Genomic DNA, 25,692 nt, shown 5'->3' on the forward strand with positions numbered 1-25,692 from the left:
CAACATCCGGATCATCGACGCCGCCACCGGCGAAATCCTCCGCGACTTCGTCCTCGACCCGACCAAGGACTACCAGCCCACAGGCCGACCACCCGGACGCCTTCGGTCAAGATCGTCAGCCGGCTCGCTTCCGAGGCGCGAACGTACTGATCACGGCGAACAGCTGCCGTTGCCGAACGCTGTCTCGGCGGGCTCCGACATCCGCGTAAGTCTCGCGTCCTCGGCGACCTGGCTGGTCGGATGGGCCGGAACCTCGCATACACCGTCGATGCAGACGGCGGCGGTTGGAACCTGGAGCTCGACGATCCGATCGATCTCGGTCCTGCTCATGCGACCTCTTCGCCCTTCTGCTCGACTAGCTGTCGCAGGACGTCCGCGAACGTCGATGGGTCCTGCGCGCCTGAGACGCCGTACTGGCCTTCGAACACGTAGAACGGCACACCCTGGATGCCGAGCTGTCGAGCACGGGCCTGGTCTGCCTGGACATCGTCGACGTGCCGGTCGTCCCTGAGGGCGGCCAGGGCGTCCTCTCGGTCAAGCCCAAGTTCCGCTGCCAGGTCGGCGAGATCCTCGTCCCGGCCGACGTGACGACCTTCTTCGAAGTGCGCGGCCAGGAGCCGTTCGACCATGTCGAGTTGGCGCTCTTGCGTCTTGGCCCAGCGGATGAGCTGGTGGCCCTTGTTCATGTTGGTGTGTAGAAGGATGTCGTAGTCGAAGTGGAGCCCGACCTCGCTGGCCGCTCCGACGATCCGTGCCAGGAGTGGTCGCACCTGGTCCGCGGAGAAGCCGCGGATCTCGAGGTAGTCCTGTTCGCTGCCCTCGAAGTCCTGCGGCAGATCTGGCGCGAGCTCGAAGGCGTGGTACTCCACCTGGACCGGGATACCGGACTGTGCGACGGCTTGTTCGAACTTGCGCTTACCGATGTAGCACCAGGGGCAGGCGATGTCTGACCAGACGTCGACCTTCACGGGCGAGACCTCTGATGTCCGTTCAGTGGTCATGGTGTTCCTCTCTGTTGTGATCCTGGGTGTGCTGCGCTGCTGCTGATAGTCGAGCTAGCACCTTTCAGACGCTGCCGGGGCGAACGAAGTAGGGCCAGCCGCGCAGGTGGTTGATGAACCTCTCGCTGATCCCGCCCTCGCGCAGGAAGCTCGCTTCAACAGGGAGCTTTGGCGTCGCGTACTCCGGGTCGGCCTGAACCTGCTTGGGGCAGTCGCGCTGCAGGATCCCGCCGCGGCCGATCAGGACGAAGTCACAGCCCTCTTCCAGCATTTCTGAGGCGCGTCGGGCGGTGGTGATCTTGCCGGCGGCGCCGATTCGAACTCCTCTCCGTGGGATCTCGGTGAAGACGCTGAGCATGCTGCGTCCACGCATGGGTCCCTCCTGCACGATCTGCGTGGAGTCCCACAGTGCGAGGTCGAGGTAGTCGATGAGCTCTCGATCGAGGATGTCTGCGGTGATGTCTCGGAGTTCTTCGAGCTGGAGCCCGTACCGCTCGATGGACAGACGCCATCCGATCTGGAAGTCGGGGCCGGTTGCGCGCCGGATCCCCTCCATGACCTCGAGGGTGAAGCGTGCGCGGTTCTCGACGTTGCCGCCGTACGCGTCGGTCCGGTCGTTCATTTCGGGCGACATGAACTCCGACAGGATCCAGCCGAACGCGCCGTGGATGCTGACGCCGTCAAAGCCGGCGCGTTCTGCTCGTCGAGCGCCGGCAATGAAGCTGTCGCGAATGCGCTCCACTTCTTCCGTGGTCAGCGCTCTGACGCCCGGCCATGTCTTGTCGGACGCCGGGAGAGGTACGCCGCCGAGATGGGGGTTGGCGCGCCACCCAGCGTGGTGCAGCTGCACGGCGGAGAGCGTGCCGCCTGCGCGGAGGGAGTCTGCCATCTGGGTGAGCCCTGGGAGGTGCTCGTCGGTGTGGATGCCAAGCTGACGGGCGAAGGCAATACCACCAGCTTCGACGTTGGCGGCAGCGGTCTGCACCAGTGCGTAGCCGCCCTGGGCGAGCTGGCTCATCCAGTCCTGGTCGGCTGAAGACGCGAAGCCGTCGGACTCGCTCTGCTGGTTCGTCAGCGGTGCGAGCATGAAGCGGTTTCGCATCGCTGGGCCGTGGAGGAGGGTGAGGGGTTCGAACAGGTCTGCAACGGACATGGGTGTCTCCGTTTCGGGGTAGCGGAACTTGGGACGGTGCAGCGAGTGCGTTAGGTCTGCGTTCGGACATCAGCGCGTCATCGGCCGGCGATCGCATCGAGGTAAGCGTTGAGCGCGTGGAGGTTCTCGGACAGGAACGCGACTCGCTCGGCCATGCGGTTCCGCTCACGGCGGATATTGCCGACGAAGTCGCGGGCGTCGTGTTGAGAGCACGCCGCTTCCGCCAGGCACGGCAGGACGGCTCGTACGATTTCGGTGGTCAGTCCTGCTTCGAGCAGTCCGCGGATCTGCCGGACACGCGCGACGAGTGGTTCGTCGTAGGAGCGGTAACCGTTGTCTTCCCGTCGTGGACGGAGGAGCCCCTGCTCTTCGTAGTAGCGAAGGAGCCTGGCAGGGACCCCAGTACGCGCGGAGAGCTCTTTGATCCTCACTGCATCACCGCCGTAGCGTCAGTTGGTGGTGTCGAGGCGCGGGGGTATCGCGGTATAGCGCCGGAGGCTCGAGCGATGAGGCGACTGACCATCTCATCGGTCGTTGTGTTTTCGCCGGGCCGGTTCGGTTTGCCCCGGCCGTGGTAGTCACTGGAGCCGGTGACGATCAGGTCGTGCGCCGCCACGATTCGCCGGAGATGCTGCACTGCGTCGGCTGCATTGTCGCGGTGACCGAGTTCGAACCCGCCGAGCCCCGCGGCGATGAGACGTTCGATGTCCGCCGTTGGCATCAGCCCGTCGGCGCCCGATGCCGCGGGATGGGCGATGATTGCGACTCCCCCGGCCTCAGTGATGAGCCTGACCGCGGTCTCCGTTTCCGGCGCGTACAGCGCTTCGTAGTACTGGTGGGTCTCGGCGAGGATGCTCTCGAACGCCTCCGACCGGGTCTGGACGATGCCACGTGCGACCAGCGCATCTGCGATGTGGGGTCTGCCGACGGTTGCGCCCGGGTTGGACTGGGCAACCACATCCGCCCACCCGAGGTCGTAGTCCTTGCTGATGTTGCGGACGATCCGTTCCGCTCGGTGTTTCCGGTCGAGCCGGATCCGCGCTGCTTCGTCCTGCAGGGCCCGGTTCTCGGGATCGAAGAGGTATCCGAGGATGTGCAGCGTGCACGGCCCGTGCTTCGCGGAGAGTTCGATCCCGGGCAGAAAGGTCATGCCGAGCGCCACTGCGCTATCACCGGCTTCACCCCAGCCGCTGGTGCGGTCGTGGTCGGTCAGCGCGACGGTTCGGACACCGTGCTCGTAGGCGCGTCGGATCACGTCAGCAGGGGTGTCCGTGCCATCAGAATGGTTCGAGTGCAGATGGAGATCGGCCGGGCCTGCGAAACGGCGGAGCGCTGGCGCTTGGTGACGTGCGAACCCGGGGATCGAGTTCATGGCGAACGGTCCTCTCGTCGTCGTTGCAGTTGGCGCGTTCGGGTGGTGGGACAGGCTGATAACCGGCCCCGCCATGGCCGCGGTGGAGGTTCCTGAGACATCGTGGAACCTTCACATCAGTGTGAAGGCAAGCGAGGGGACGCCGATCGCGGATCAGGGCATGTCCGAGCGGACACGGTTTCGGCACGATTGCTCCGGTCTTGCCAGGAGCAAGGGGCGCACTCGTCCACAGCGAGAGGACAACGGCTACCGCGACTGCGACGAGTCGCTGGTACGCAGGGTGCAGCCGATCCGGGCGCTTCTGGACGCGGGCTTGACGACCGGGATCATCGGGGATGTGCTGCCACCCGGGCGACACCGCGAGCTCGAAGTTCGACGCTCGGACTTCGCCCGGCGGACCGCGAACGAGAGGGGCCGCCCACAGGAGCGAGCGTCCGTGATGGCGGAGAATCTGCAAGCACTGGATGACTATGTGAATCTCGGCAGGGCGGAAGGCCTAGCCGCGCCCGCCCGGTACACCTAGCCGGCTCCGCGACAACAGGCTCTGCGACCGTGAGTGGTGCGTGACCTGCTCGGCGCGCGGGAGCCGTCCCGAGCTGAGGCGTGCGGCCCAGCGCCGCCGGAGAAGCGCGCCAGGAATCCGCCAGCAAGGTGCCTCGTGCGCTGTCCCGCGCCCCTGCGTCTTGCATGCCGTTGCCCATCGAGCTGCCTCGACCGGCAAGAGCTCGTCCGTGACCCTGCCGACAGGCACGTGCACAGGCTTGCATTCACATTGATGTGAACGTTGGACGATCTTCCGGCTCCATGATCATGGGGCGTCGCTTGAGGCCAAGTGCGCACTTTCGGTTGCGCCACGCCAGAAGAGGAAGAGTCGTATGACCAAGATGCAGGACACTCTGCCGAGTGCTCCACGGAGGGAACGCCTCCCCATAGGGGCACTGATCGCTCTGTTCACCGCGGGATTCATCACCACCCTGACCGAGGCGTTGCCCGCCGGTGTGCTGCCGCAGATGAGCGATGCGCTGGGGGTATCCGAATCCGTCGCCGGACAGACCGTCACCATCTACGCTGTCGCGACGATGCTCACGGCGATCCCGGTATCTATCGCGACTACCAACTGGCCCCGACGACGACTGCTCGTGCTCGCACTGGCAGGATTCCTCGTGGCCAACCTGGTGACCGCGATCTCGCTCGATTACGCCGTCACCATGGTGGCGCGCTTCATCGCCGGTGCCGCATCCGGGGTGACATGGAGTCTGCTCGGTGGGTACGCGCAGCGCATCACACCCGCCGCCCTGAAGGGACGTGCGATGGCCTTCGCCTTCGCAGGAACCCCCGTCGCGCTATCCCTGGGCGTGCCAGTAGGGGCCATCCTCGGCCAGCTCGTCGGATGGCAGCTGACGTTCGGACTCATGACCGTTCTCACCGGCCTGCTCATCCTCTGGACCCTGTGGAAGCTGCCGGACGTTCCTGGACAGCCGGCCGGCGAGCGACTCCCGCTCATGCACCTCCTCCGCATCAAGGGCCTCCGCACGATCCTGCTGGTCACCGGTGTGTACGTTCTCGCGCACACCATCCTCTACACCTACATCTCCCCGGTCCTCGCGGGTGTCGGCCTCGAGGATCAGGTCCAGTGGATCCTTCTCGACTTCGGGATCTTGTCGATCGTGAGCATCTGGCTTACGGGCATCTTCGTCGATCGTCATCACCGCCGCCTCGTCATCCTCAGCACTGCGTTCTTCGCTGCAGCCGCGGTCGCCCTGACGCTCTGGTCGGTGAATCCGATCGTGGACTACATCGCCGTCGGTGCGTGGGGTCTGGCCTTCGGCGGGGCGGCCACGCTGTTCCAGGGCGCACTGATGGCGGCGTCCCGAGAACACGCCGATGCCGCCCAGCCCCTGCAGGTGACGATGTGGAACGGCGGAATCGGACTGGGCGGGCTGATCGGCGGACTACTCCTCGCAGGTCTCGGCTCGGAGTCGCTCATGATCGCCGTCGCCCTGCTCGTCCTCTCCACCGTCGTCGTAGTGGTCTTCGCCCGAAGCCATGCGTTTCCTGGAGACCGGGATCGACGCCAGGCAGGTGAGCAGCAAGTCTTCTCGTCACCCCGGTAGGTGACGCAGGACGGTCGGGCACGCTGGCACTGACCACCCCGCCCCGCACACGACGAGGGCCGCCGATCCCAACGGGACGGCGGCCCTCGTCACCACACTCTGCACATCGCTCCTGCGGCGCCCTCGCGACCCGCCAACGACGGTTGCCGCTCAGGCCCTCACGGTGGACACCTCTCGCCCGAGTAGGCGGTGCGACCTGCCTGCCGCTCGCCAGATCCCCCGCTCTAACCGGCAATGCTAATATTGTCGGTTAGGCAGCGATGCGCACCATCGAACAACGGGACCGATCCCGGAGGACGGCTCATGCACACACACCAACCGCAAGGTCAGTGGCACCCCGGCGAAGCGGCGATGCACAGCGTTCTCGGGGTGCCCCCGCAGGACAATCCGACGATCCCGGGCCTGCCCAGCGCATACGCACTCTGGATGACGCGCAGCCCGCTTCTCGCACTGGGAACCGTCGATCGGGCCGACCGGATCTGGACGACGGTCCTCGGAGGAAGTGCAGGAGTGATCAGGCCCCTTGCTGAAGGAGTGCTCGCATTGAGATCGTCCGCACATCTCGAACCCCGAAGTGAGGCAGACGGCTTCGGGTGGGCGGGGCTCGATCCCGTCCTGGAGGCACTGTTCTCGAGCACCCAGGACGGGAGCGTCGTCGATCACGCCGGAGGGAAGATGGTCGCCGGTCTGGCGATGAACCTGGAAGAGAGGACGCGAGTCAAGCTCGCAGGCCGGATGCTCCGTGGGATCGTCCTGGCGAACGAGACGGCGACGATCGAGACCGATCTGGAAGATCCGACCCGTGTGGACGTGCAGATGGCCGTGGCCATCGAGGAGACTCTCGGCAACTGCCCGAAGTACCTGAACAGGAAGACCGTCTGGACCCACATGGCATCCCCTCGCCTGGTCAGCGACTCGCTCCCGCTGGCCCACGAGGCCGTGGACCTCATCGGCAGGTCGGACATCTTCTTCCTCTCCAGCCGGCACGGCGCGGAGAGCATGGACACGAACAACCGGGGCGGGGCGCCGGGGTTCGTGCGGGTCTTCAGCAATTCCACCGATGAGGGGGTGAGCCTGGTCTACCCGGAGTACTCGGGAAACCGTCTCTTCCAGACGCTCGGAAATCTGCAGACCGATCCGGCTGTCGGGATCACCTTCCCCGACTTCGAGACCGGGGACGTTCTGTACCTCACCGGGCGAGCAGAGGTTCTCATCGGCGCCGAGGCGACAGCGGTGCTGCCCCACAGCAAGGTCGCCGTCAAGGTCACGGTGGAGGCGGCCCGCTTCGTGAGCGAAGGGCTACCGTTCCGAGGGCGCCTGTTGGACTCTTCTCCGTACAACCCGCCGGTGCGCCAGTTGGCAAGAGAGATCCGCGCGACAGACGATTTCACCGAAGCCATCGACGGCGCGGATGGACGGTCCAGGGCAATCGCGATGGCGACCTTGATCCGCTCGTCCCGGATCACTCCTACGGTCTCTCGCCACACCTTCCGGCTGTCGCCCGATCCTTCCTCCTCGCGCGCGATGGAAGAGTTTTCACGCCTCGCCCTGTGGCGGCCGGGGCAGCACGTCACGCTCGACTTCTCGGCTCACCTCGATCGGGGATGGTCGCACATGCGCGACCACGACCCCACGTCGCTCAACGACGACTACATCAGGTCCTTCACCATCTCGAGCGCACCCGTGCGTCGATCGGCACAGACGGACGCGGACCGGCCGGACTCCTTGGACGGAGTCGAGTTCGACATCACGGTCCGAAAGCACGGGCCGGTCACGCGCTTCCTGACGCGATGGGTCCCCGGATCAGAGCTGACGGTTCCCGTCCTCGAGTTCGAAGGAGAAGAGGATCTCCAGGCACCGGATGAGGACCTCGTCCTGGTGGCCGGCGGCATCGGGATCACACCCTTTATGGCGCGCGTGGGAAGGAAAGCCGCATCCGAAGGGTCCTTGTCGCTCCTGTGGAGCCTGCGAGCCGATGATCTGCCGCTCGCTGTCGACCTCCTCGAACACGCCGGCGGGACGGAGCTGGGGGTCTCTCTGTTCGTGACCGACGCCGTGGACGCAGGCAGGCAGAGTGCTCTGCAGACGCTGGCTCGACTCGGGGCCGACATCCACACCAGAAGAATCAGACGGAACGACGTCGTGGGCGCCGGAACCGAGGGGCGCAGGCGATTCCGCGTGTGCGCCGGAGCAGGGTTGCGAAGGTCTCTTCTGGAATGGCTGGACGGCGAACACGTGAGTGTCGTGAACTTCGACTACTAGAGCGCTGTTGCCAGCGGCCCGGCACAAGAAGCGGTTGGAGGTACACGTATCGCGGATCCAAGGTCCCGTCACACGCTTCCGAGCAGCCCCTCACGATCCATCCCGGCCGAGAGCGCATGCCGAGCGCCACGTTCCTTCATCGTCCGTGTGTCTCGGTCTTGCTAAGGTAGAACCTTGACACCCATGTGAAGGAAGATCCGGGAGGAGCCCGATGAGAATCAAAGAGCTTGCCGACCGCGTCGGAGTCTCCACGCGGCTCCTTCGCTACTACGAGGAGCAGGGTCTGCTGTCGCCCCGGCGTGAGGAGAACGGGTACCGCGTCTACGACGAGGCGATGGTCGCCCAGGTCGAGCAGATTCGAGGTCTCCTCGGGGCCGGTCTGACGACCGAGATCATCCGCGAGGTGCTGCCATGCCTGGCCGAGGCCGCGTGCTCCAAGTACGACGATCCGGACTTCGTGCACAGGATCGCCGTCGAACGGGATCGCCTCCAGGAGCGCGTCGCCCTGTTGTCACAGAATCTGCGAGCCCTGGACAGCTATCTGAACGCCGTGGCCGAATCGCGCGTCGCTTGATCGCGTGCCGCCCCGTCATCCTGTTTCGTCGTGGAGGAACTTCTCCAGCACGAGGTTAAAGGAGGAGGGCTCCTCAAGGTAGGGCAGATGGCCGCTACTGGGGAAGCGGTGCGGGTGGGGGTGCCTGGCTAGCGCGAGCAACTCTTCGGTGCACGATGCGGGAACGAGGTGGTCCTGTTCTCCCACCATGATCTGGACCGGGATGTCGAGCTCGACGCGCCGCGCGTGGTCGAGCGGGGGAAGCGTGAGGTAGGCATTGACCAGGGTCAGCCGTCTGGCGAGGTCGGGCCGCCGCCCGGCGAGCGCGATCCCCACCCGTGCCCCCATGGCCAGCCCCACGGTGGAGACGCACTCGACACCTACGTGGTCGAGCACGGCCGCGGCGGCCGCCCAGTAGTTCTCGAATGCAACGCCCATGCCCGAAGATCGCCCATGACCGGGCATGTCCAACGCGATCACTCGGTGGTGCAGCGCCAGGGCACGGCGCTGGTGAAGCCAGTTGTTGGCGTTCCCTCCGAGCCCGTGGATGAAGAGGACGGCATCACCTGTTCCCTCGTCCGTATAGTGCAGGACTTCTTTGCCCCAGTTCAGTTGCACGGCCATCCTTGCTTCGGTTGGGAGACGCGCCACATCCCGGGGTCGACGCGCGACACCCGGGATGCAGCTCTGTCGTGACTGACCTCAGCTGATCTTGCGCCCGAGGAAGTCGTGGATGAGCGGGAACACCTCGTCGGCACGGTCCTCGAGCAGGAAGTGCCCACTGTCGAACACGTGGAACTCGATGTCCTTCAGGTCGCGCTTGTAGGGGTGGGCGCCCGCCTCAGGGAAGATGACGTCGTTCGAGCCCCAGACGATGAGCGTCGGCGGCTGCTTGTCGCGCAGCCATTCCTGCACCGCAGGGTAGAGGCCCGGGTTGGTGCCGTAGTCGAGGAAGTAGTCGAGCTGGATCTCGTCGTTGCCCGGCCGGTCCATCAGCGCCTGGTCGGTGATCCAGTTGTCCGGCGAGATGCGCGAGAGGTGCGCCATGCCGTCGGTGTACTGGAACTTCGTCGTCTCGATGGTGAGCAGGCTGCGCAGGGCGTCGCGGTTCTCGTCGCTCTGGTCGGCCCAGTAGCGCTTGATGGGCGCCCAGAAGTCGTTGTCCAGCCCCTCGTCGTAGGCGTTGCCGTTCTGCACGATCAGTGCGGTGATGGCGTCGGGGTGTGCGAGCGCGAGGCGCCAGGCGGTCGGTGCGCCGTAGTCGAAGACGTTCACCGCGTAGCGGGTGATGCCCAGACGGTCCAGGAGCTTCTGCACGTGGTCGGCCGCGTTGTCGAAGGTGTACGCGAACTCGGTGTGGTCCGGGGCAGAACTCTGACCGTAGCCCGGCAGGTCGGGCGCGATCACGCGGAAGCGATCGGCGAGGTAGGGGATCAGGTTGCGGAACATGTGCGACGAGGTGGGGAAGCCGTGCAGCAGCAGCACGACGGGTGCGTTCCGCGGGCCGGCCTCGCGGTAGAAGATCTCGATGCCGTCGAAGTTCTCGACCTTGTACTCGACGACGGGAACGGGCGATGACGTGGTCACGGTGATTCTCCTTGTGAGAGGGGTTATGGAGGTGAGCTCACAGCGGTGTTGCAACCGCCAAAAAATCTGTGAACGGTTAGGACCGTAGGCAGATCGTCTCTAACCTGTCAACATCACTTAGATGGTAAGATGGGCGGATGTTGGAACGACTGCTGGTCGGCGAGACGATCTCGCTCGACCTCGTGAACACCGAATGGATCGCCGACGGCGACCAGGTCGACTTCCTCGCCGCAGAAGGAGCGCCCGAGCTCTGGCTCCGCGAGTACGGGTTCGACCCGGGCGAGGAGGACGTCGATGCGCTGCGGGCCTCAAGGACCGCGATCCGATCGCTCCTGGACTCCCCCGGCACGGACGCGGATGCCCGCATGAACGCAGTCCTGTCCCACGGGCGCGAGAGCATCACAGTCACGGCTGGACGACCCACGACGACGCCCTCCGTGGATCCGGGGTGGGGCGCGGCCTGGCTCACGGCACGGGCATTCACCGAACTTCTCGCGACGCATCCCGACCGGATACGACAGTGCGCCCATCCGGACTGCGTCCTGTACTTCTACGACACCTCGAAGAACGGCCGCAGACGCTGGCACTCGATGGAGACGTGCGGCAACCGGACCAAGTCCGCTCGTCACTACCGTCGCTACGTGAGCGACGAGAAGGCCAAACAACGCGCCGAGAGCGAGGGGGCGAAGTGAGGAACCGAGTACTGCGCAAAGTCGCGGTGACCGGGATCGGTGTCGTGGCGCCCGGCGGTGTCGGGGTCGAGGCGTTCTGGGCGAGTCTCTTCCAGAGCGCGCCGCCGCGCACCGTCCGGACGATCGAAGAGTTCGAGGCCTCCGAGTGGATGGACCATCGCACGGCGAGACGACTCGACAGGGTCTCCCATCTCGCCGTCGCAGCTGCCCACGAAGCCCTCACTGATGCAGGGCTGCTCGCGGATCCCGCGGCTGCACCCAGCTCCACAGAGTCGCAGCTCCTGACGGACGGCATCGATCAGACGCGCATCGCGATCACCCTCGGCACCGGCATAGGCGGAGTGGACACGCTCGAGGCACAGATGGGCGTGCGAGCCGAGCGCGGAGACCGGCTGGTGTCACCGTTCACCGTGCCGATGACGATGCCGAACGCCCCCGCAGCGGCGCTGAGCCTCCGGTACGGCATCCAGGGGCCGGCGCAGACGATCACCACGGCCTGCGCATCAGCCACCGACGCCATCGCCATGGGTGCACGCCTTATCGCAGAAGGCCGCGCCGACGTCGTCCTCTCCGGTGGAGCCGACCACAGCCTGACTCCGACATGCGTCGCCGGCTTCCGCAACATGCGGGCCCTGAGCCCCACCGGGTTCTCCCGCCCGTTCGACACTGCCCGAGACGGGCTCGCCGCGTCGGAGACGGCAGGGATCCTCGTACTGGAGCCTCTGGAGTCCGCCCTGGCTCGAGGGGCACGGATCTACATGATCGTGGCCGGATCCGGCTCCACGTCGGACGCGCATCACCTCACCGCGCCCTCCCCCGAGGGCGCAGGGGCGCTGCGGTGCATGACCGAGGCGATCGACGACGCGGAGCTCGTCCCGTCCGACGTCGCGCACGTCAATGCCCACGGGACGTCGACGCCCGCGGGAGATCTCGCTGAAGCCCGCGCCATCGCGACGCTGTTCGGCGCGCACCGCCCACCCGTCACGAGCATCAAGGGCGTCACCGGCCATTCGTTCGGCGCCGCGGGCGCCGTCGAGGCTGTAGCAGTTGCCATGACGTACGCAACCGCCACACTCCCCCCGACGGTCGGGGTCACCGACCCAGATCCCGAGATGGATATCGACATCGTCACGACAGGGCGCGCGTGGGAGCCGGGTCCGGTCATCTCCAACTCGTTCGGATTTGGTGGGCACAACGCATCGGTCGTCTTCACTCCCCCACCGGCCGCCAGCTGAACGAGGTCCGCGATGCGAGTCTGGACCCGGTCGCGACGTAGCCCACTACGGGTTCGGCCGGGGCGCCACATTCCTCTTCATGAAGGTCGGCCTACATAGGGTTAGCCCCGTGCAAGCTTTATTCCGCAGGACTTTCTGTGCCGGGGTAGAAGTATGACTCCCAGGTGTGGAACCTCACGTTCAGCTTGCCACTCGGGTCCGCTCGGCTTTTCGTGCCCGTGCGGCAGCCCGCTTGACTGCCTCGTCGAAGGAGATCTCTCCGCGCAGGGCGCGGCGGGCATCAGCGCGAACCTGAGTTCCGTTCGCGGCGTGCCCTGCGGCGGCCAGTGCCCCGTCCGCAAAGCGGATCGACTCCTCGACCTGTGCGGGTCTGGTGTCGGCGAGGTGCTCGACGATGGAGCGACATTCCTTAGCGGGCATGCTGGGCAACACACACCGCAACGCTCAAGGAGACTTGTACCTGAGACCGCCCGGTTCAATGCTCCGATTCTCGTGCCGCGCCCGACACCCCGACCAGCGTGTATGCCGGGCGCCACTTCGCCCAACCGGGGGCAATGTGGTGAGTTTCTGGTGACCTGGATCAAAACCGAAGGGCCCTAACCTGTGCATCTGCACTGGTTAGGGCCCTTCCTTTGTAGCGGGGGCAGGATTTGAACCTGCGACCTCTGGGAGCCGAAAAGAGCCCCCGTGCCGCTACTCCTCGACTTGGGAAAGCCTGGATTCCCTTGGATTTCCAAGGATTCTCCTTGCTGACCCTCCGAGCATACCCCGGAACACTTCGGAACAGCAGCGGCTATTTCTGGAGACTAAGTGGATGCCAGTCAAGTCCCGGTCCTGTCCGGCTCATCCTCCCTTGATCGCCCTGCGGCGATGCGGTCGGCCGCATGATGCAGCGCATGGCGGGCTTCCGGGGTCCACGGCGCAGCGACGAAGACGTGGAATGCAGCGGGGTAGATCCGTAGGTCCACCCTGGTACCAGCGGCCTTGGCCTTGGCTGCGAACTTCTTCGCATCGGGCAGGAAGATGTCGTGACCCCCCTGGTAGATGGAGGTCTGCGGCAGGCTCTCAAGGGTGTCGAATAGCGGACTGACGAGGGGGTCGGTGATGTCTCGGCGTCCCGCCCAATCCGCTCCCGCGGCGGCGAGCCCCTCCGGAGCGAGGATGGGGTCGAGGCCGGTGACGGCCGCGATACCGGGATTGCTCATCGTGACATCGACCCACGGGGAGAACAGAAGCAGGCCGTTCGGCGCCCGTATGCCCTTCTCCCGGTAGAGAATCGCCTGGCCGATGGCCAGGCCCGCCCCGGCGGAGTCACCGACGAGGAACACCGGAGCGCTCCCGGCCCGCTCGGACACTGTCCGATAGACATCTTCGAGAAACTGGTAGGCGTCGTCGGCCGTGTGCTCGGGCGCGAGGCCGTAGAGCGGAACAGTGACCCGAGCCCCCGTCCCGTGGATCAGCGCCGCGATGATCTGCCAGTGCACGCCAAGCAGCGGGTGGATGTAGGCGCCGCCATGGGTGTAGACGAGGTCGGTTGTGACGCCGCCCGTCCTCGGGGTCAGCATGATGACCTCGTGGCCGCGGACCGTATCGGCGGTGACGGAGAAGGAACGCCGCAATGCTTCCGGGACAGGAGCATCCGGGCGGGAGCGGGAGGCGGACTTCCGCATGCTCGCGACCGTGCGGAAAGGATTCGGTCTCAGGCGCAGCAGTGCGCGCGTCAGGTCCATGGTCAATGACACGGTTCGCTCCTGGGAGGGCTTTGCGCCACCGTAATCCCGTTCGCCTTCGCGAGCGTCATTGACGCCGGATTTGTCGTCAACGTTCGACAAGGATTCCGTCGGTGTCGCAGTAGAGGTGGGCTCCTGGCCGGATCTCGGCTTCTCCTATGGTCACGACATCGTCGACGGTTCCCTCGCCTTTCTTGCGGCTCCGGCGGGGATTGGTGCCTAGTGCCTTGACCCCGATGTCGAGCCGGGCGAGCTGGTCCCGGTCGCGGACGGCGCCCAGGATGACCAGTCCGGACCAGCCGTTGTCCAGTGCCCGACGGGCCATGTTGTCGCCGAGGAGCGCGCACCGCAGGGACCCGCCGCCGTCGACGACGAGGACGCCGCCTGCGCCGTCCGATGCGACCAGCTCCTTGAGGAGCAGGTTGTCCTCGTAGCTGCGGAGGGTCCTGGCCGGCCCGTGGAAACTGGTCCGGCCTCCGAAGGAGATGAACTGGGTGGTCACCGATTGCAGCGTGTCGCCGTGCTCGTCGTACAGGTCAGCAGTGCTGACCTGAGGGGCGACGCTCGAAGTGGAGGTGCTGTCGAAGGAGGTGGTCATGCTGTCGTCCTGTCTTGTGTCGTGGAGCCGGCCTCGAGGGTCCGGGCGAGGATGGCCGGGATAACGCCGCCGTGGCGCAGGAGCTGGACCTCGTGTGCGGTCTCGACCGCGGCCTGGGCGAGGAACGTCGTCGCCGTCCCGTCGGCGCGTCGCAGCGTCACCGGAACGTCGGCATGTGTGCCCAGTTCGTCGGCACGAGCGTCGACGGTCACGGTGTCGCCGACCGCTGTCCGGTTGACCTCGTCGCGCCACCGTTCCGGGACGATGAGGGGCAGGACTCCCATCCCGACGAGGTTGGAGCGGTGGATCCGCTCGAACCCGGAGGCCAGTACGGCGCGCACACCGAGCAGACGCTGCACCTTGGCCGCCCAGTCTCGCGAGGAACCCATGCCGTACCGCTCACCAGCGATCACCACCACCGGTTCGCCGTGTTCCGCGTAGCGCGCGGCGGCATCGAAGATCGGCATGACTTCGCCGCTGGGAGCGTGCACCGTGTGTGCGAGCGGGGCATCAGGAGCGAGTGCGTTCCGCAGCGACCTGTTGGCGAACGCGCCACGGACCATGACCTCCCAATTGCCTCGTCGGGAGGCGAACACGTTGAGATCGTCGCTTGGCTCCCCCCGCTCGACGAGGTAGTCGGCAGCGAGGCTGTCGGCCGGTATCGCGCTGGCGGGCGAGATGTGGTCGGTGGTGACGTCGTCGCCGAGGACCAGCAGGGGGTGGGCGGTGTACTGGCCGAGCATGTTCGACAGGTCGTCCGCGAACGGCGGCCGCACGAGGGTCGTCGAGCGCTCGTCCCAGGGGAACAGGTCTCCTGTCGGGGCGTCGATCCGGGCCCACATCGGGTTCACCGTCGCGTGGGCGAAGTCGCGCGCGTAGTCCCCGGGGCTGATCGCGGCGGCGGCGGTCGCCTCGATCTCGGCGTGGTCGGGCCAGATGTCGGCGAGGCGGACGGGTGTGCCGTCCGGCGCGGTGCCGAGCACTGCGGAGGTGATGTCCACTGCCGCGTCGCCGGCCAGGGCGAACGCCACGACGAGCGGTGGTGACATCAGGAAGCCCAGGTCGAGGTCCGGATGGACCCGACCGGGGAAGTTCCGGTTGCCGGACAGGATCGCCACCGGGGCGCTGCCGCGCTCCTGCCCCGCCAGGACTGCCGGGGTGAGCGCTCCCGAGTTGCCGATGCACGTGGCGCAACCGAACCCGACGATGTCGAACCCGACAGCGGCCAGGTCGTCGGTGAGGCCCGCACGGCGAAGGTAGGTCGCCGCTGTCGGCGACCCCGGCGCGAGCGACGTCTTCACCCAGTGCGGAACGGTCAGGCCGTGCCGGCGTGCGTTCCGGGCCAGCAGTCCGGCGGCGATCAGGAGCGCCGGGTCGGTGGTGTTCGTGCAGCTGGTGATCGAGGCGATCGCGACCGGGAACCGCGGGAGCTCGCCGTCTGCGGCAGGCACGGGTGTGCGCCCGCTCGCTGAGTGCAGCAGCGCTGGGACCTGCTCGGGAGTGTGCCGGTCCTGCGGCCGGCGAGGGCCGGCCACAGAGGTGACCACCGTGGACAGGTCGATCTCGACGGTCCTGGTGAAGACGGGCTCCGCCAGCGGGTCGAACCAGAGTTCCGTGCGTTCGCAGTACTCGCGCACGAGCCGGATGTGCTCCTCGCTGCGGCCGGTCTGCCGCAGGTAGTCGAGCACCCGGTCGTCGACGGGGAAGTAGCCGGTGGTGGCTCCGTACTCGGGAGCCATGTTCGCGACCACGGCCCGCGTGCCGACTGACAGCGTCGAGACGCCCGGACCGTAGAACTCCACGAACTCGCCGGTGACGCCCACCGCGCGCAGCTCCTGCGTGACGGTCAGCGCGAGATCGGTACCGAGCACACCGGACGGCAGGGCGCCCGCGAGCCGCACGCCGACGACGTCGGGGATGCGCAGGGACATCGGCATGCCGAACGTGACCGTCTGGGCCTCAAGCCCGCCGACACCCCAGCCGAGCACCCCCAGACCGTTGATCATCGGCGTGTGGCTGTCAGTCCCGATCATCATGTCGGGCACGATCCAGGTACGGCCTGCCCGATCTTCGGTGGTCACCACCGTCGCCAGCTGCTCCAGGTTGATCGTGTGCATGATGCCGGTGCCCGGTGGGTTGACGTGCACGTTCGCCATCGACTCGGCCGCCCATCGCAGGAACCGGTACCGCTCGCGGTTGCGCCGCAGCTCGTGGCGCATGTTGCGCGCGGGCGCGTCGGGGCGGCCGTACTCCTCGACTGCGAGCGAGTGGTCGATCGAGACCTCGACCGGGAGCACCGGGTTCAGGCTGCGCGCGTCACCCCCTCGGGCGGCGACCGCGTCACGCAGAGCGGCGATGTCGACCAGCGCGGGCGTGCTGGTGGTGTCGTGCATGAGGACACGACTCGGCCAGAACTCGATCTCGGCGCCGCTGGTACGCGTTCTCGTCCAGTCGCGAAGCGCCGCCAGGGCGCGCTCACGCTCCTCGGGCGCGGATCGTCGCACGATGTTCTCCGCCAGGAGGCGTAGGACCGTGGGCAACCGCCGGCCGTCGCGCCCGAGCACCGCGGGAAGGTCCACGTGCACGGCCTCGCGGGTACCTTCGCCGTCCGTCAGGGTCGGTGTCCCGATCGGGACAACCTCGTCATGTGTCATACGCACCTGGGCTCCGTTCGTCTCCGATCTTATAATCTATACGATGTAGTGAGGCGGTACGCTGACCCTGCTGCACAGCACCGACGCGGTGCGGCTCCGCCTCGCCCCAAGGAGCGCGCGTTGCCCGGCATCCTCACCAAGAACGACTACGCGTACACCGAGCTGCGGTCGCGGATCCTCTCGGGCGAGCTCGCCGCGGGCGCCGTCATCCCGCAGGGCGAGCTCGCTCACCAGCTCGGGCTGAGCACCACGCCGCTGCGGGAAGCGATTCGCCGCCTGACGTCCGAGGGCCTGGTCGAGCTCTCCGCCCACCGTGACGCCCGGGTCGCAGGGCTCAGCGCCGGCGAGGCGAAGCACCTGCACGAGGTGCGCGAGCGGATCGACCCGTTCGCGGCAGCCCTCGCCGCCGAGCGACGAAATCCGCAGGATCTGGCCGATATCGAGCGTGCGCTCGACAACCTGGTCGCCATCCGGGCCGACTCCAGCGTCGAGGCACTGCTGAACCACCGTGAGTTTCACCGGGCCGTGTACCGGGCATCTGGCAACGACGTCCTCGTCGACATCCTCGAACGCCTGTGGGACAAGGCCGACCGGTACCGGCTCGTAGGGCTCCGGGCGGGCGGACCAGACGAGCGCGGCGACGAGGTCGTGGCGCGGGTCGATTCCGAGCACCGCGCGATCTTCACCGCCGTCGCGGACGGCGACCCCGTAGAGGCCGAGCTGGTCACCCGGATGCACATCCGCAGCAGTCTCGTCCGTCGTGCGATCTCCGCCCTGGAGGACGCTGACGCCTGAGCCGTCTCCCGCGAGACTGGACGAGCACCGCTATATCTTATAAGTTGCTCCGAATCCGGGTGGTCCTCAGCCCGGTCCTCGAGACAGCAAAGGTGCTTCCTCATGGCAGCGGAGACGCAGCAGACACGGCGTGCCCCGACTCCGGCCCGACTCGTCGCAAGGATCTTGGCCGGCATGGTCGCCATCGCGATCGCCGGGTACGCGTTCGCGGACGCGGCACGCGGAGGCAGCGGCCAGGACGCTCGCAACAACCTGACGATCATCGCGCCCGCCGGCGCCGGGGGCGGGTGGGACAGCGCGGCGCGTGAGGCCCAGCAGGCTATCCGCGCGAACGGCATCGCGAACAACGCCCAGGTCGTGAACATCCCTGGTGCGGGCGGCACGATCGGCCTGTCCGAGCTGACACAGATGTCAGGGGACTCGTCGACGCTCATGATGATGGGCATAACGATGCTCGGTGCGACCCATGTCAACGGGTCGGACGTGAGCGTCGACGAGGTCACCCCGATCGCCCGGCTGACCGACGACTACGACGTCGTCGTCGTGCCTGCCGACTCCGAGATCATGACCATCGGTGACCTCATGGAGCAGTGGCGCGCCGACCCGAACGACTTTCCGTTCGGCGGCGGGTCGCTCGGCAGCGTCGACCAGATGATCATCACGCAGATGGCCAGCCAGGACGGCATCGACCCGACAGCGGTGAACTACATCGCCTACTCCGGTGGTGGCGAGCTTGCCGTGTCCCTGCTGTCGGGCACCATCAAGGCGTCCGTGAGCGGCTACCAGGACTTCGCCGACCAGGTCGAGGCCGGAAACCTGCGCATCCTCGCCGTGTCCGCACCCGAGCCGGTCCCGGGGATCGACGCGCCTACCCTCATCGCGGAGGGCTACGACGTCTCGCTGACCAACTGGCGGGGCCTGGTCGCGCCGCCGGGTATCTCCGACGCCGAGAAGGCCGAGCTGGAGTCCATCGCCGCCGAGTTCATCGATACCCCGGAGTGGCGTGACGCCCTCGCGCGGAACCAGTGGACGGACACCTCGCTGATCGGTGACGACTTCGCCAGGAATCTCGACGAGGAGACCGAGCTCGTCGACGGCATCTGGGCCGAGCTCGGCTACTGACCACGAACCCTCAGGAGCAGACAATGACCGTCTTCGTCGCCTACGCGCACACCCCCGAAGGGCAGGCCGCGCTCGAGCGCGGTGCCCAGATCTCCCGCCGGGAACAGCTCCCTTTGGTCGTCTTCGACCTGGAGGCCGCCTCCGACGCGCCCGACCGTTCGATCCCGGCAACAGTCCCCCTGCCGGACGGTGAAGGACTGGACGTCCGCTGGCTGGCCCGCGACGCCCGGAGCAACGACGCCACCGGAGAGCTCATCGACCTCGTCCATACCGTCGAGCCGGACGTGGTGGTCGTCGGGGTCCGTCCGCGCACCTCGGTGGGCAAGTTCCTGCTGGGCTCGAACGCCCAGCGGATCATCATCGACTCCCCCGCCCCGGTCCTCGCAGTGAAGGCAGACCGTCATGAGAAATGAGACCAGCACCCCGGCGACCGACACCCGACCGTCGATCTGGGCCGGACGCAGCGAGCTGGTCATGGCGGGGCTCGTGCTCGCGCTCGCGATCTACCTCAACGTCGGCATCGTGACGATGACTGTCCCGGAGGGCGCTGAGGCCCCTGGGCCGAAGTTCTTCCCGATGCTGCTCGTCGTCGTCCTGTACGCCCTCGCCGCGCTCCTGACCGTCCAGCACTTCCGCAGCCCCGTGGACGGCCGGCCCGGCAGCGCAGGCGGTACCACCGACACGACCGACCCTGCGGACAAGGTCAGCAGCAACTGGCCGACCCTGGGCACGGTGGTGGCCGCGTTCGCCCTGTTCGCGGTCATCCTCAACCCGGTCGGATGGATCTTCTCCGCCGCGCTCTTGTTCTGGCTCGTGTCCCGCGCGCTCGGGAGCCGCCGAACGTACTTCGACATCGGCCTCGCCCTGGTCTTCGCCTGCGCGATCCAGGTGGCGTTCTCCGCCGGCCTCGGCCTGAACCTGCCCTCCGGCGTCCTGGAAGGGGTCCTCTGATGGAATCCTTGTCACTCCTCATGGGCGGCCTGGCCGGCGCCCTCACACCGATGAACCTGCTGTGGGTGGTCGTCGGCGCCCTGCTCGGCACCGCCGTCGGAGTCCTGCCCGGCCTCGGATCGTCGATGGCTGTCGCGCTGCTGCTGCCCGTCACGTTCAGCCTCGACCCCACCGGCGCGTTCATCATGTTCGCAGGCGTGTACTTCGGCGGGCTCTTCGGCGACTCCACCATGGGCATCCTCATGAACACCCCCGGCGGGTCGACGGCGATCGCCACGTCCTTCGAGGGCTACCGCATGGCCCAGGCCGGGCGCGCGCCCCAGGCACTCGCCACCGCCGCGATCGGCGCGTTCATCGGCGGGATCATCGCCACCACGCTCGTCGTCTTCTTCGCGCCCTCGCTGGCCGACCTCGCGATCATGTTCGGCCCGGCCGAGTACTTCGCGCTCGCCGTCTTCGCGTTCCTTGCGACCTCCTCGGTCGTCTCCGACTCGATAGTCAAGGGGCTCGCCGCCCTCGCGATCGGCCTGTCGCTCGCCGTGGTCGGCATCGACGGCATATCCGGTGCGCAGCGCTTTACCCTCGACGTGCCGTCCCTCTTCGACGGCATCAGCATCATCATCATCACGGTCGGTATCCTGGCCCTGGGCGAGGTGCTGCACGTCGCGGCCCGACACGGCCGGAGGTCCAGCCACACCGGACCGCCAAGATCCACGGGAAGGCCGTACCTCTCGCGCCACGAGTTCCGCGAGGCGCTGCCTGCATGGCTGCGCGGCACGGCTTTCGGTGTGCCGTTCGGCATCATCCCCGTGGGCGGGGCCGAGGTGCCGACCTTCCTCGCCTACGGCACCGAACGACGCCTGGACGCCCGACGCAGGTCCCCGCAGTTCGGCAAGGGCGCGATCCGTGGCGTCGCGGGGCCGGAAGCGGCGAGCAACGCCACCTCGGGCACCGCGATGGGCGCCCTGCTCGCCATGGGCCTGCCGACGTCGGCCACCGCCGCCATCATGCTCGCGGCCTTCCAGCAGTATGGCCTCCAGCCCGGGCCGCTGCTCTTCGACCGCAACCCCGACCTGGTGTGGACACTGCTGGCAAGCCTCTTCGTCGGCCTCGTGGTGCTGCTCGTGCTCAACCTGCCGTTCGCGCCGATGTGGGCCAAGCTGCTGCTCATCCCCCGCCCGTACCTCTACGCGGGCATCACGGTGTTCTGCGCGCTCGGCGTGTACGCGACGGCCGCGTCGATCACCGACCTCTTCCTCGTCCTCGGGATCGGCTTCGTCGGCTTCCTGCTGCGGCGCTACCAGTTCCCGCTCGCACCGGTCCTGATCGGCGTGGTCCTCGGCCCGCTGGCCGAGACCAGCCTGCGCAACGCACTGCTCTCCAGCGGCGGAAACCCGAGCGTCCTGGTCGGTTCACCAACCACCTGGGTGATGTACGGGCTCTTCGTGATCGTCATCGGGTACAACGTGCTCCAGCGCGTACGTGCCCGGGCCCGCCTCGACACCTGAGCGACGGGGCCGCTCGCCCGGCTTCGGACGAGCGGCTCCCCCGCTTCAGCGGCGGCCGTCACGCGGCCCGGTGTCGTCGCCCTGGCCGAGTTGTTGGACGTGGTCGAGCCACCGCCCGACCGTCCCCAGCTCCTCTGGCGAGAACCCGGAGGTCAGGCGCTGGTTGAGCTCGGCCAGGACGTCCGCGGCCTCGGCCGCGGACGTCCTGCCGTCCTCGGTGATACCGACCCGCACACCCCGCCGGTCGTCGGGATCAGCTTCCTTGATCACCAGGCCCGCCTTGGCCAGGCGATCGATCAGGCCGCTCACACCGGACACGGACGAGTTCAGCTGACGGGCGATCTCACCGACCGGCGCACGGTCGTTCTTCGCCAGGTGAAAGAGCACCCCGGCCCCAGCGGCACCGACGTTCCCGCGTCCCGCCCGGGCGTCGATCCAGCGCCGTACGCTTCGCTCGGCGGAGAACAGCTGCAGGACGAGCCGGGGCCGGCGTCCTCCTGTGGCCGTCATGCTCCCGCCTTAGCTCCCTGCGGCGGAGCCGGGCGAGTGCGGAACCACTCGACGATCTCGGTCCAGACGGGCTCGCCGACGCCGCGGCGCAGCAGCCCGTGGTGACCCACGCGATCCGCTCCGATGTCGTCCGGCGCGTAGGTACGTCGCTCGAGCGGCGCCGACACCAGGTGATCGGTGATCGCGTCGATCTGGGCAGGCGTGGCCCAGGGGTCGTCCGCGGCCCCGATGGCCAGGACAGGAAGTTTGACCCGGCGCATCCGCTCCGCGGCCTCCATCGTCGGGTCCTCGAAGAAGTAGTCGGTCCGCCGGGTCCAGGGCGCCCAGTCCTGGACGACGCCGGCCGGGATGTCCTCACCGAACCCGGCCAGCCGCGAGGGCGCGTAGCCGAGGACCTTGCTCAGCGTCGGTGCCAGGGCGAAGAACATCCCGACGCGGAACCGCTCGCTGCGGTCGTCGATCGCGGCCGTGACACCTGCGTGCGACGACACCATCGCGAAGCCCGTCAGGCCGTCGGTCCCGTGTCCGAGCGCCAGCGCGTGGCCGCCCACACTGTGGCCGACAGCGAAGTGCGGCACCTCGGACAGCCGGGCGCGAGCCCATGCCGCGACCGCCGGGACGTCCTGCGCCATCCAGTCCCGCATGCGCAGCGACCGGTGCTCGCGCGGGTCGCCCGAACGTCCCAGGCCCCGGTAGTCGTACGTCACGGTCGCGAACCCGTTGCCGGCCAGGAACGCGGCGAAGGACCGGTAGAACCGCTGCGGCGTCGCCGTCGCCGAGTGGACCACCACGGCGCCGTGCACCTCGCCTTCCGGTAGCCACAGTCCTCCGGTGACCTGCTGGCCCTCCGCGACCGGGATCTGCACGTCCACGTGTGCCACGGCTTCATTAGTTCGCATGCGAACAACCTAGCCGACGCCGCTCAGCGCGGACAACCGCCTCCCCTGCAGTGGATCCGATCAGCTCCCGGCCGGGGCGGCGGCCGGCGGGAGGGCGCTCTCGATGAGCCCTTCGATGGTCTGGGCGACGAGGTCGAGCGCGCGGGTTGAACCTTCCGCCCGGCAGATCGCCACGCTGCCCTCGACGGAGGTGACGATGAGCAGTGCGAGCGACTCGGCGGCAGGTGCGGTCACGCCATGCTCGCGCAGGCTGGCGCTCAGGGCGTCGCACCAGTGGACGAACGCGTCCCCGGCCGCGGCCACGGCCTCTGCAGCCTCGCCAGTGCGAGGCTCGGTGACCGCGACGGACAGGACCGGGCAGCCCGCCTCGAAGTCGCTGTCGATGACGATCTGCCGCCAGAGCGCCAGGAACTCGCGCACCCCGGCCGCCGGGCCCTGCTCGAGAGACTGACGCAACCGTGTGCTCACCCGCTCGTCGGTCAGCTGCACCGCCTCCAGCGCGAGCTGGAGCTTGCCGCCCGGGAAGTAGTGGTAGGTCGAACCGAGCGGTGTGCCCGCATGGCGGGCCAGGTCACGCATGCTCGCCGCCCCCAGGCCGCGCCTGCTCATCAGGTCCGCGGCACCCTCGACCATCCTGGTCCGCAGCTCTGCGCTCATGGCCGCCTCCTGTTCGCTCCTGCCCTAATTGACCCGCGGCCGAGCCTACCGTACGGTTATGACGATCGTTATATAACGATCGTCATAGCGCTAGGGGAACCATGACCGTCATCACCGTGACCGCACGGGAGAACCGCTTTACCGTCGAGCAGCGCCGCGAGCTGGCCCGAACGCTGACCGACGCCGTACTCGTACCCGAGGTCGGCCAGCTCGCGGAGCCTGCTCGCGCCGGCTTCCAGGTGCACTTCCTCGATCTGCCCACCGACCGGCTCGCGATCGGCGGCGCGCTCGCCGCGGACACCGGGGCCGACGTGATGCGCATCGACGTCGCCGTCATGGACAGCCACTGGCCCCAGGACGTACGCAGCCGGGTGATCGAGAACGTGTTCGCCGCGCTGACCGCCGCGACCGGCGAGCCGAAGCCGTCTCCCGCGTGGTGGGTCAACTTCCGGGTCATCGACGAGGGCAGCTGGGGATCACGTGGACGCACGCTGTCGGTCCACGACCTCCTGGACAGCGGCGTCTTCACCGAGGAGAAGGCCGCAGCGGTTCGCGCGACAACCCCACGCTTTGCCGGCTGAAGGCCGATGCCCCGTCATGGAAAGGACCTCATGCGCGAGCTGACCCTCGTCCGGACCGGTCGACTGGAGTGGCGCGAGAGGCCTGCGCCGGAGCTCGCCTCGTCGACCGACGCGCTGGTCCGGCCGTTCGTCGCCAGCCGGTGCGACGGCGACACCCTGCCGCTGCACTGGCCCGCCCCCCGCCCTATGCAGGCCGGCCTGAAGCTCGGCCTGATCGACCCGGTGGTCGCATCGATCGTCGGGCCAGTGCCGTTCCACGGCCCGTTCGGCATCGGGCACGAGTGCGTCGCTCAGGTCACGGCAGTCGGCGCCGACGTCGTCGGAGTCCGCCCGGGTGACATCGTGATCGTCCCGTGGTCGGTGTCGTGCGGAAGCTGCTACGAGTGCCGGCTCGGGCTGACCGCGAAGTGCTCCACCATGCGCGCCGAGAGCCCCGGCGGCACGCTCGCCGCGTTCGGGTTCGGGTCCACCTCAGGCGCATGGGGCGGCATGGTCGCCGACTCGCTGCGCATCCCGCACGCCGACCACATGCTCGTCAAGGTCCCGACCGGCGTCGATCCGCTCCGGGTCGCCGCGGCCAGCGACAACCTCGCGGACGCCTGGCGCACCGTCGTGCCCCCGCTGCGCCTGCGCCCCGGAGGGCGGGTCCTGGTGATCGGGGGTGGCGGCAAGAGCATCGGCCTGTACGCCGCAGGGCTCGCCGTCGCCCACGGGGCGTCCGTAGTCGACTACTTCGACAACGACGACTCCCGGCTGGAGGTCGCCGAGTCGTTCGGCGCAACGGTTCACAAGGTCCGGAGGTCGTTCCGGAGGATGCTGCTGCCTCGTACCACTGGCCGGTACGACGTAGCCGTCGAGGCGTCGCCACACCCACAGGGGCTGCGCGACGCACTCCGGGCCCTGCGCCCAGGAGGAATCTGCACCGGCACGGGCTACTACCTCTCCCCCGGCACCCGGCTCCCGGCGATGGACATGTACGCCACCAGCGCGACCCTCAACATCGGCATCTCACACGTCCGGCCGCTCCTGCCCGAGCTGCTCGACTTCATCGCCTCCTCGGACTTCCCCGCGGAGCGAGTCACGAGCATGCTCGCCGACTGGGACGACGCGACCGACACCTACGCGGCGCACACCACCAAGCTGGTCCTGCACCGCCCACCGCTCGATCTCGGCGACCGCTGACCGCCTCGGCGCGTGTCAGCGCGCCTGGTTCGCGCCGAGTACCGCAGTGGTCGCGAAGAGCTCGCGGAGCGCGGCGGTGGCCGTCTCGACGACGGCGGGAGGCGTGTCCCGGAAGAGCGCGTCGTGCGCGGCCGCGTTGGCCCGGACGGCGCGCTCAGCGAGCTCCACACCCTCGGGGGTGAGCTGTAGCCAGGTGCTGCGGGCGTCCGCGGGGTCGCCCTCACGGACGATCAGCCCGCGCGAGACCAGGCGGTGCGTGACGTTGGTGGTCCCGCCGCTGGAGAGCATGAGGGAACGAGCGAGCTGGTTGGGCTTCATCCGGTAGGGAGCGCCGCCGCGGCGCAACGCGACGATGATGTCGAACTCCGCCGCGGTGAGCTCGAGCTCGGCCAGCTCGCGGCGCACCGTCGCCTCCAGAGCGCTGAAGACGAACATGATCCGCTTCGTCAGCTCGGACGACGGCAGGACGACGCCGCTCAGCTCACCCCGCCAGGCATCGAGCCAGGCGTCGACCGGATCGCTCTGCGAGGACATGT

At 67.8% G+C, this 25,692-nt stretch carries 27 protein-coding genes; 13 read left to right on the forward strand and 14 right to left on the reverse strand.

The genetic code is table 11. The annotated features are described in order from the left end of the window. Positions 1-150: 150 nt before the first annotated feature. The 5 genes from ACFO6V_RS21070 to ACFO6V_RS21090 all read right to left on the reverse strand — a co-directional run bounded on the left by ACFO6V_RS21070 (position 151) and on the right by ACFO6V_RS21090 (position 3,526). Complete coding sequence (locus ACFO6V_RS21070) at positions 151-330, reverse strand: hypothetical protein (protein WP_377139197.1); 180 nt, start codon at positions 328-330, stop codon at positions 151-153. Next, positions 327-1,001 (reverse strand): DsbA family oxidoreductase, encoded by a 675-nt coding sequence (locus ACFO6V_RS21075; protein WP_377138923.1) that lies wholly within the window; start codon positions 999-1,001, stop codon positions 327-329. The genes ACFO6V_RS21070 and ACFO6V_RS21075 overlap by 4 nt, the downstream gene beginning before the upstream one ends. 64 nt (positions 1,002-1,065) lie before the next feature. Next, positions 1,066-2,154, reverse strand: coding sequence for an NADH:flavin oxidoreductase (locus ACFO6V_RS21080; RefSeq protein WP_377138925.1), 1,089 nt, complete (start codon positions 2,152-2,154; stop codon positions 1,066-1,068). A gap of 77 nt (positions 2,155-2,231) precedes the next feature. Then, positions 2,232-2,585 (reverse strand): MerR family transcriptional regulator, encoded by a 354-nt coding sequence (locus ACFO6V_RS21085; RefSeq protein WP_377138928.1) that lies wholly within the window; start codon positions 2,583-2,585, stop codon positions 2,232-2,234. Then, on the reverse strand, positions 2,582-3,526 hold the full coding sequence (locus ACFO6V_RS21090; RefSeq protein ID WP_377138930.1) for a PHP domain-containing protein: 945 nt from the start codon (positions 3,524-3,526) through the stop codon (positions 2,582-2,584). The genes ACFO6V_RS21085 and ACFO6V_RS21090 overlap by 4 nt, the downstream gene beginning before the upstream one ends. Here ACFO6V_RS21090 and ACFO6V_RS21095 point away from each other — a divergent pair. The 4 genes from ACFO6V_RS21095 (at position 3,525) to ACFO6V_RS21110 (ending at position 8,476) form a co-directional block, all read left to right on the forward strand. Beyond that, on the forward strand, positions 3,525-4,049 hold the full coding sequence (locus tag ACFO6V_RS21095) for a MerR family transcriptional regulator (protein WP_377138933.1): 525 nt from the start codon (positions 3,525-3,527) through the stop codon (positions 4,047-4,049). The two genes, ACFO6V_RS21090 and ACFO6V_RS21095, sit on opposite strands and share 2 nt — an antisense overlap. A 352-nt stretch (positions 4,050-4,401) precedes the next feature. Beyond that, entirely contained in the window at positions 4,402-5,640 is a 1,239-nt protein-coding gene (locus ACFO6V_RS21100) for an MFS transporter (RefSeq protein ID WP_377138935.1), read from the forward strand. Positions 5,641-6,066: 426 nt separating this feature from the next. After that, complete coding sequence (locus ACFO6V_RS21105) at positions 6,067-7,902, forward strand: pyridoxamine 5'-phosphate oxidase family protein (protein ID WP_377138937.1); 1,836 nt, start codon at positions 6,067-6,069, stop codon at positions 7,900-7,902. A gap of 211 nt (positions 7,903-8,113) precedes the next feature. Further along, a complete protein-coding gene (locus tag ACFO6V_RS21110) occupies positions 8,114-8,476 on the forward strand; it encodes a MerR family transcriptional regulator (RefSeq protein WP_377138940.1) in 363 nt (120 codons plus the stop codon). A gap of 15 nt (positions 8,477-8,491) precedes the next feature. Here the strand turns inward: ACFO6V_RS21110 and ACFO6V_RS21115 are convergent, their stop codons facing one another. Both ACFO6V_RS21115 and ACFO6V_RS21120 read right to left on the reverse strand, forming a co-directional pair. Beyond that, on the reverse strand, positions 8,492-9,073 hold the full coding sequence (locus ACFO6V_RS21115; RefSeq protein WP_377138942.1) for an alpha/beta fold hydrolase: 582 nt from the start codon (positions 9,071-9,073) through the stop codon (positions 8,492-8,494). 84 nt (positions 9,074-9,157) lie between these two features. Then, positions 9,158-10,042, reverse strand: a complete 885-nt coding sequence (locus tag ACFO6V_RS21120; RefSeq protein WP_377138945.1) for an alpha/beta fold hydrolase — start codon at positions 10,040-10,042, stop codon at positions 9,158-9,160. Between the two features lie 137 nt (positions 10,043-10,179). Here ACFO6V_RS21120 and ACFO6V_RS21125 point away from each other — a divergent pair, with 137 nt between their 5' ends. Continuing rightward, positions 10,180-10,734, forward strand: a complete 555-nt coding sequence (locus ACFO6V_RS21125) for a CGNR zinc finger domain-containing protein (RefSeq protein ID WP_377138947.1) — start codon at positions 10,180-10,182, stop codon at positions 10,732-10,734. After that, positions 10,731-11,969, forward strand: coding sequence for a beta-ketoacyl-[acyl-carrier-protein] synthase family protein (locus tag ACFO6V_RS21130; protein ID WP_377138949.1), 1,239 nt, complete (start codon positions 10,731-10,733; stop codon positions 11,967-11,969). Before ACFO6V_RS21125 ends, ACFO6V_RS21130 begins: the two co-directional genes overlap by 4 nt. Positions 11,970-12,790: 821 nt before the next feature. Here the strand turns inward: ACFO6V_RS21130 and ACFO6V_RS21135 are convergent. From ACFO6V_RS21135 to acnA, 3 genes are all read right to left on the reverse strand, one after another. After that, positions 12,791-13,711: an alpha/beta hydrolase fold domain-containing protein gene (locus ACFO6V_RS21135; protein WP_377138951.1), complete on the reverse strand. Its 921-nt coding sequence runs from the start codon at positions 13,709-13,711 to the stop codon at positions 12,791-12,793. A gap of 76 nt (positions 13,712-13,787) precedes the next feature. Then, positions 13,788-14,297, reverse strand: a complete 510-nt coding sequence (gene rraA / locus ACFO6V_RS21140) for a ribonuclease E activity regulator RraA (RefSeq protein ID WP_377138953.1) — start codon at positions 14,295-14,297, stop codon at positions 13,788-13,790. Continuing rightward, positions 14,294-16,951, reverse strand: coding sequence for an aconitate hydratase AcnA (gene acnA / locus ACFO6V_RS21145; RefSeq protein WP_377139185.1), 2,658 nt, complete (start codon positions 16,949-16,951; stop codon positions 14,294-14,296). Before acnA ends, rraA begins: the two co-directional genes overlap by 4 nt. Positions 16,952-17,071: 120 nt before the next feature. On the opposite strand from acnA, the gene ACFO6V_RS21150 reads away from it, so the two are divergent. The 5 genes from ACFO6V_RS21150 to ACFO6V_RS21170 all read left to right on the forward strand — a co-directional run bounded on the left by ACFO6V_RS21150 (position 17,072) and on the right by ACFO6V_RS21170 (position 21,327). Next, positions 17,072-17,746 (forward strand): GntR family transcriptional regulator, encoded by a 675-nt coding sequence (locus tag ACFO6V_RS21150; RefSeq protein WP_377138955.1) that lies wholly within the window; start codon positions 17,072-17,074, stop codon positions 17,744-17,746. A gap of 174 nt (positions 17,747-17,920) precedes the next feature. Further along, on the forward strand, positions 17,921-18,868 hold the full coding sequence (locus ACFO6V_RS21155) for a Bug family tripartite tricarboxylate transporter substrate binding protein (protein WP_377138957.1): 948 nt from the start codon (positions 17,921-17,923) through the stop codon (positions 18,866-18,868). A gap of 23 nt (positions 18,869-18,891) precedes the next feature. Then, on the forward strand, positions 18,892-19,281 hold the full coding sequence (locus ACFO6V_RS21160; protein ID WP_377138960.1) for a universal stress protein: 390 nt from the start codon (positions 18,892-18,894) through the stop codon (positions 19,279-19,281). Further along, complete coding sequence (locus ACFO6V_RS21165; protein WP_377138962.1) at positions 19,271-19,819, forward strand: tripartite tricarboxylate transporter TctB family protein; 549 nt, start codon at positions 19,271-19,273, stop codon at positions 19,817-19,819. The genes ACFO6V_RS21160 and ACFO6V_RS21165 overlap by 11 nt, the downstream gene beginning before the upstream one ends. Beyond that, a complete protein-coding gene (locus tag ACFO6V_RS21170; RefSeq protein WP_377138964.1) occupies positions 19,819-21,327 on the forward strand; it encodes a tripartite tricarboxylate transporter permease in 1,509 nt (502 codons plus the stop codon). The genes ACFO6V_RS21165 and ACFO6V_RS21170 overlap by 1 nt, the downstream gene beginning before the upstream one ends. Positions 21,328-21,372: 45 nt before the next feature. Here the strand turns inward: ACFO6V_RS21170 and ACFO6V_RS21175 are convergent, their stop codons facing one another. From ACFO6V_RS21175 to ACFO6V_RS21185, 3 genes are read right to left on the reverse strand one after another with little or no spacing between them, the layout of a single operon-like run. Next, the gene (locus tag ACFO6V_RS21175) at positions 21,373-21,837 is read right to left on the reverse strand and encodes a MarR family winged helix-turn-helix transcriptional regulator (RefSeq protein ID WP_377138967.1); all 465 of its coding nucleotides are present in this window, start codon (positions 21,835-21,837) and stop codon (positions 21,373-21,375) included. Next, positions 21,834-22,736 (reverse strand): alpha/beta hydrolase family protein, encoded by a 903-nt coding sequence (locus ACFO6V_RS21180; RefSeq protein ID WP_377138970.1) that lies wholly within the window; start codon positions 22,734-22,736, stop codon positions 21,834-21,836. Before ACFO6V_RS21180 ends, ACFO6V_RS21175 begins: the two co-directional genes overlap by 4 nt. Positions 22,737-22,796: 60 nt before the next feature. After that, entirely contained in the window at positions 22,797-23,393 is a 597-nt protein-coding gene (locus ACFO6V_RS21185; RefSeq protein ID WP_377138973.1) for a TetR/AcrR family transcriptional regulator, read from the reverse strand. 101 nt (positions 23,394-23,494) lie between these two features. Here ACFO6V_RS21185 and ACFO6V_RS21190 point away from each other — a divergent pair, with 101 nt between their 5' ends. Both ACFO6V_RS21190 and ACFO6V_RS21195 read left to right on the forward strand, forming a co-directional pair. Next, complete coding sequence (locus tag ACFO6V_RS21190; RefSeq protein ID WP_377138976.1) at positions 23,495-23,974, forward strand: tautomerase family protein; 480 nt, start codon at positions 23,495-23,497, stop codon at positions 23,972-23,974. Between the two features lie 30 nt (positions 23,975-24,004). Beyond that, positions 24,005-25,156 (forward strand): zinc-dependent alcohol dehydrogenase, encoded by a 1,152-nt coding sequence (locus ACFO6V_RS21195; RefSeq protein WP_377138979.1) that lies wholly within the window; start codon positions 24,005-24,007, stop codon positions 25,154-25,156. A 15-nt stretch (positions 25,157-25,171) separates the two neighbouring features. Here the strand turns inward: ACFO6V_RS21195 and ACFO6V_RS21200 are convergent, their stop codons facing one another. Further along, positions 25,172-25,690: a MarR family winged helix-turn-helix transcriptional regulator gene (locus ACFO6V_RS21200; RefSeq protein ID WP_377138982.1), complete on the reverse strand. Its 519-nt coding sequence runs from the start codon at positions 25,688-25,690 to the stop codon at positions 25,172-25,174. Positions 25,691-25,692 lie beyond the last annotated feature (2 nt).

The organism is Promicromonospora alba (assembly GCF_042654905.1).
Lineage (GTDB): Bacteria > Actinomycetota > Actinomycetes > Actinomycetales > Cellulomonadaceae > Promicromonospora > Promicromonospora alba.

Coding starts and splice junctions, on each gene's coding strand:
- ACFO6V_RS21175 (WP_377138967.1), bottom strand. CDS start 21,837: ATGACGGCCACAGGAGGACGCCGGCCCCGGCTCGTCCTGCAGCTGTTC.
- ACFO6V_RS21195 (WP_377138979.1), top strand. CDS start 24,005: ATGCGCGAGCTGACCCTCGTCCGGACCGGTCGACTGGAGTGGCGCGAG.
- ACFO6V_RS21155 (WP_377138957.1), top strand. CDS start 17,921: ATGGTCGCCATCGCGATCGCCGGGTACGCGTTCGCGGACGCGGCACGC.
- ACFO6V_RS21185 (WP_377138973.1), bottom strand. CDS start 23,393: ATGAGCGCAGAGCTGCGGACCAGGATGGTCGAGGGTGCCGCGGACCTG.
- ACFO6V_RS21080 (WP_377138925.1), bottom strand. CDS start 2,154: ATGTCCGTTGCAGACCTGTTCGAACCCCTCACCCTCCTCCACGGCCCA.
- ACFO6V_RS21070 (WP_377139197.1), bottom strand. CDS start 330: ATGAGCAGGACCGAGATCGATCGGATCGTCGAGCTCCAGGTTCCAACC.
- ACFO6V_RS21125 (WP_377138947.1), top strand. CDS start 10,180: ATGTTGGAACGACTGCTGGTCGGCGAGACGATCTCGCTCGACCTCGTG.
- ACFO6V_RS21170 (WP_377138964.1), top strand. CDS start 19,819: ATGGAATCCTTGTCACTCCTCATGGGCGGCCTGGCCGGCGCCCTCACA.
- ACFO6V_RS21180 (WP_377138970.1), bottom strand. CDS start 22,736: ATGCGAACTAATGAAGCCGTGGCACACGTGGACGTGCAGATCCCGGTC.
- ACFO6V_RS21110 (WP_377138940.1), top strand. CDS start 8,114: ATGAGAATCAAAGAGCTTGCCGACCGCGTCGGAGTCTCCACGCGGCTC.
- ACFO6V_RS21160 (WP_377138960.1), top strand. CDS start 18,892: ATGACCGTCTTCGTCGCCTACGCGCACACCCCCGAAGGGCAGGCCGCG.
- acnA (WP_377139185.1), bottom strand. CDS start 16,951: ATGACACATGACGAGGTTGTCCCGATCGGGACACCGACCCTGACGGAC.
- ACFO6V_RS21200 (WP_377138982.1), bottom strand. CDS start 25,690: ATGTCCTCGCAGAGCGATCCGGTCGACGCCTGGCTCGATGCCTGGCGG.
- ACFO6V_RS21105 (WP_377138937.1), top strand. CDS start 6,067: ATGACGCGCAGCCCGCTTCTCGCACTGGGAACCGTCGATCGGGCCGAC.
- rraA (WP_377138953.1), bottom strand. CDS start 14,297: ATGACCACCTCCTTCGACAGCACCTCCACTTCGAGCGTCGCCCCTCAG.
- ACFO6V_RS21190 (WP_377138976.1), top strand. CDS start 23,495: ATGACCGTCATCACCGTGACCGCACGGGAGAACCGCTTTACCGTCGAG.
- ACFO6V_RS21075 (WP_377138923.1), bottom strand. CDS start 1,001: ATGACCACTGAACGGACATCAGAGGTCTCGCCCGTGAAGGTCGACGTC.
- ACFO6V_RS21090 (WP_377138930.1), bottom strand. CDS start 3,526: ATGAACTCGATCCCCGGGTTCGCACGTCACCAAGCGCCAGCGCTCCGC.
- ACFO6V_RS21165 (WP_377138962.1), top strand. CDS start 19,271: ATGAGAAATGAGACCAGCACCCCGGCGACCGACACCCGACCGTCGATC.
- ACFO6V_RS21100 (WP_377138935.1), top strand. CDS start 4,402: ATGACCAAGATGCAGGACACTCTGCCGAGTGCTCCACGGAGGGAACGC.
- ACFO6V_RS21095 (WP_377138933.1), top strand. CDS start 3,525: ATGGCGAACGGTCCTCTCGTCGTCGTTGCAGTTGGCGCGTTCGGGTGG.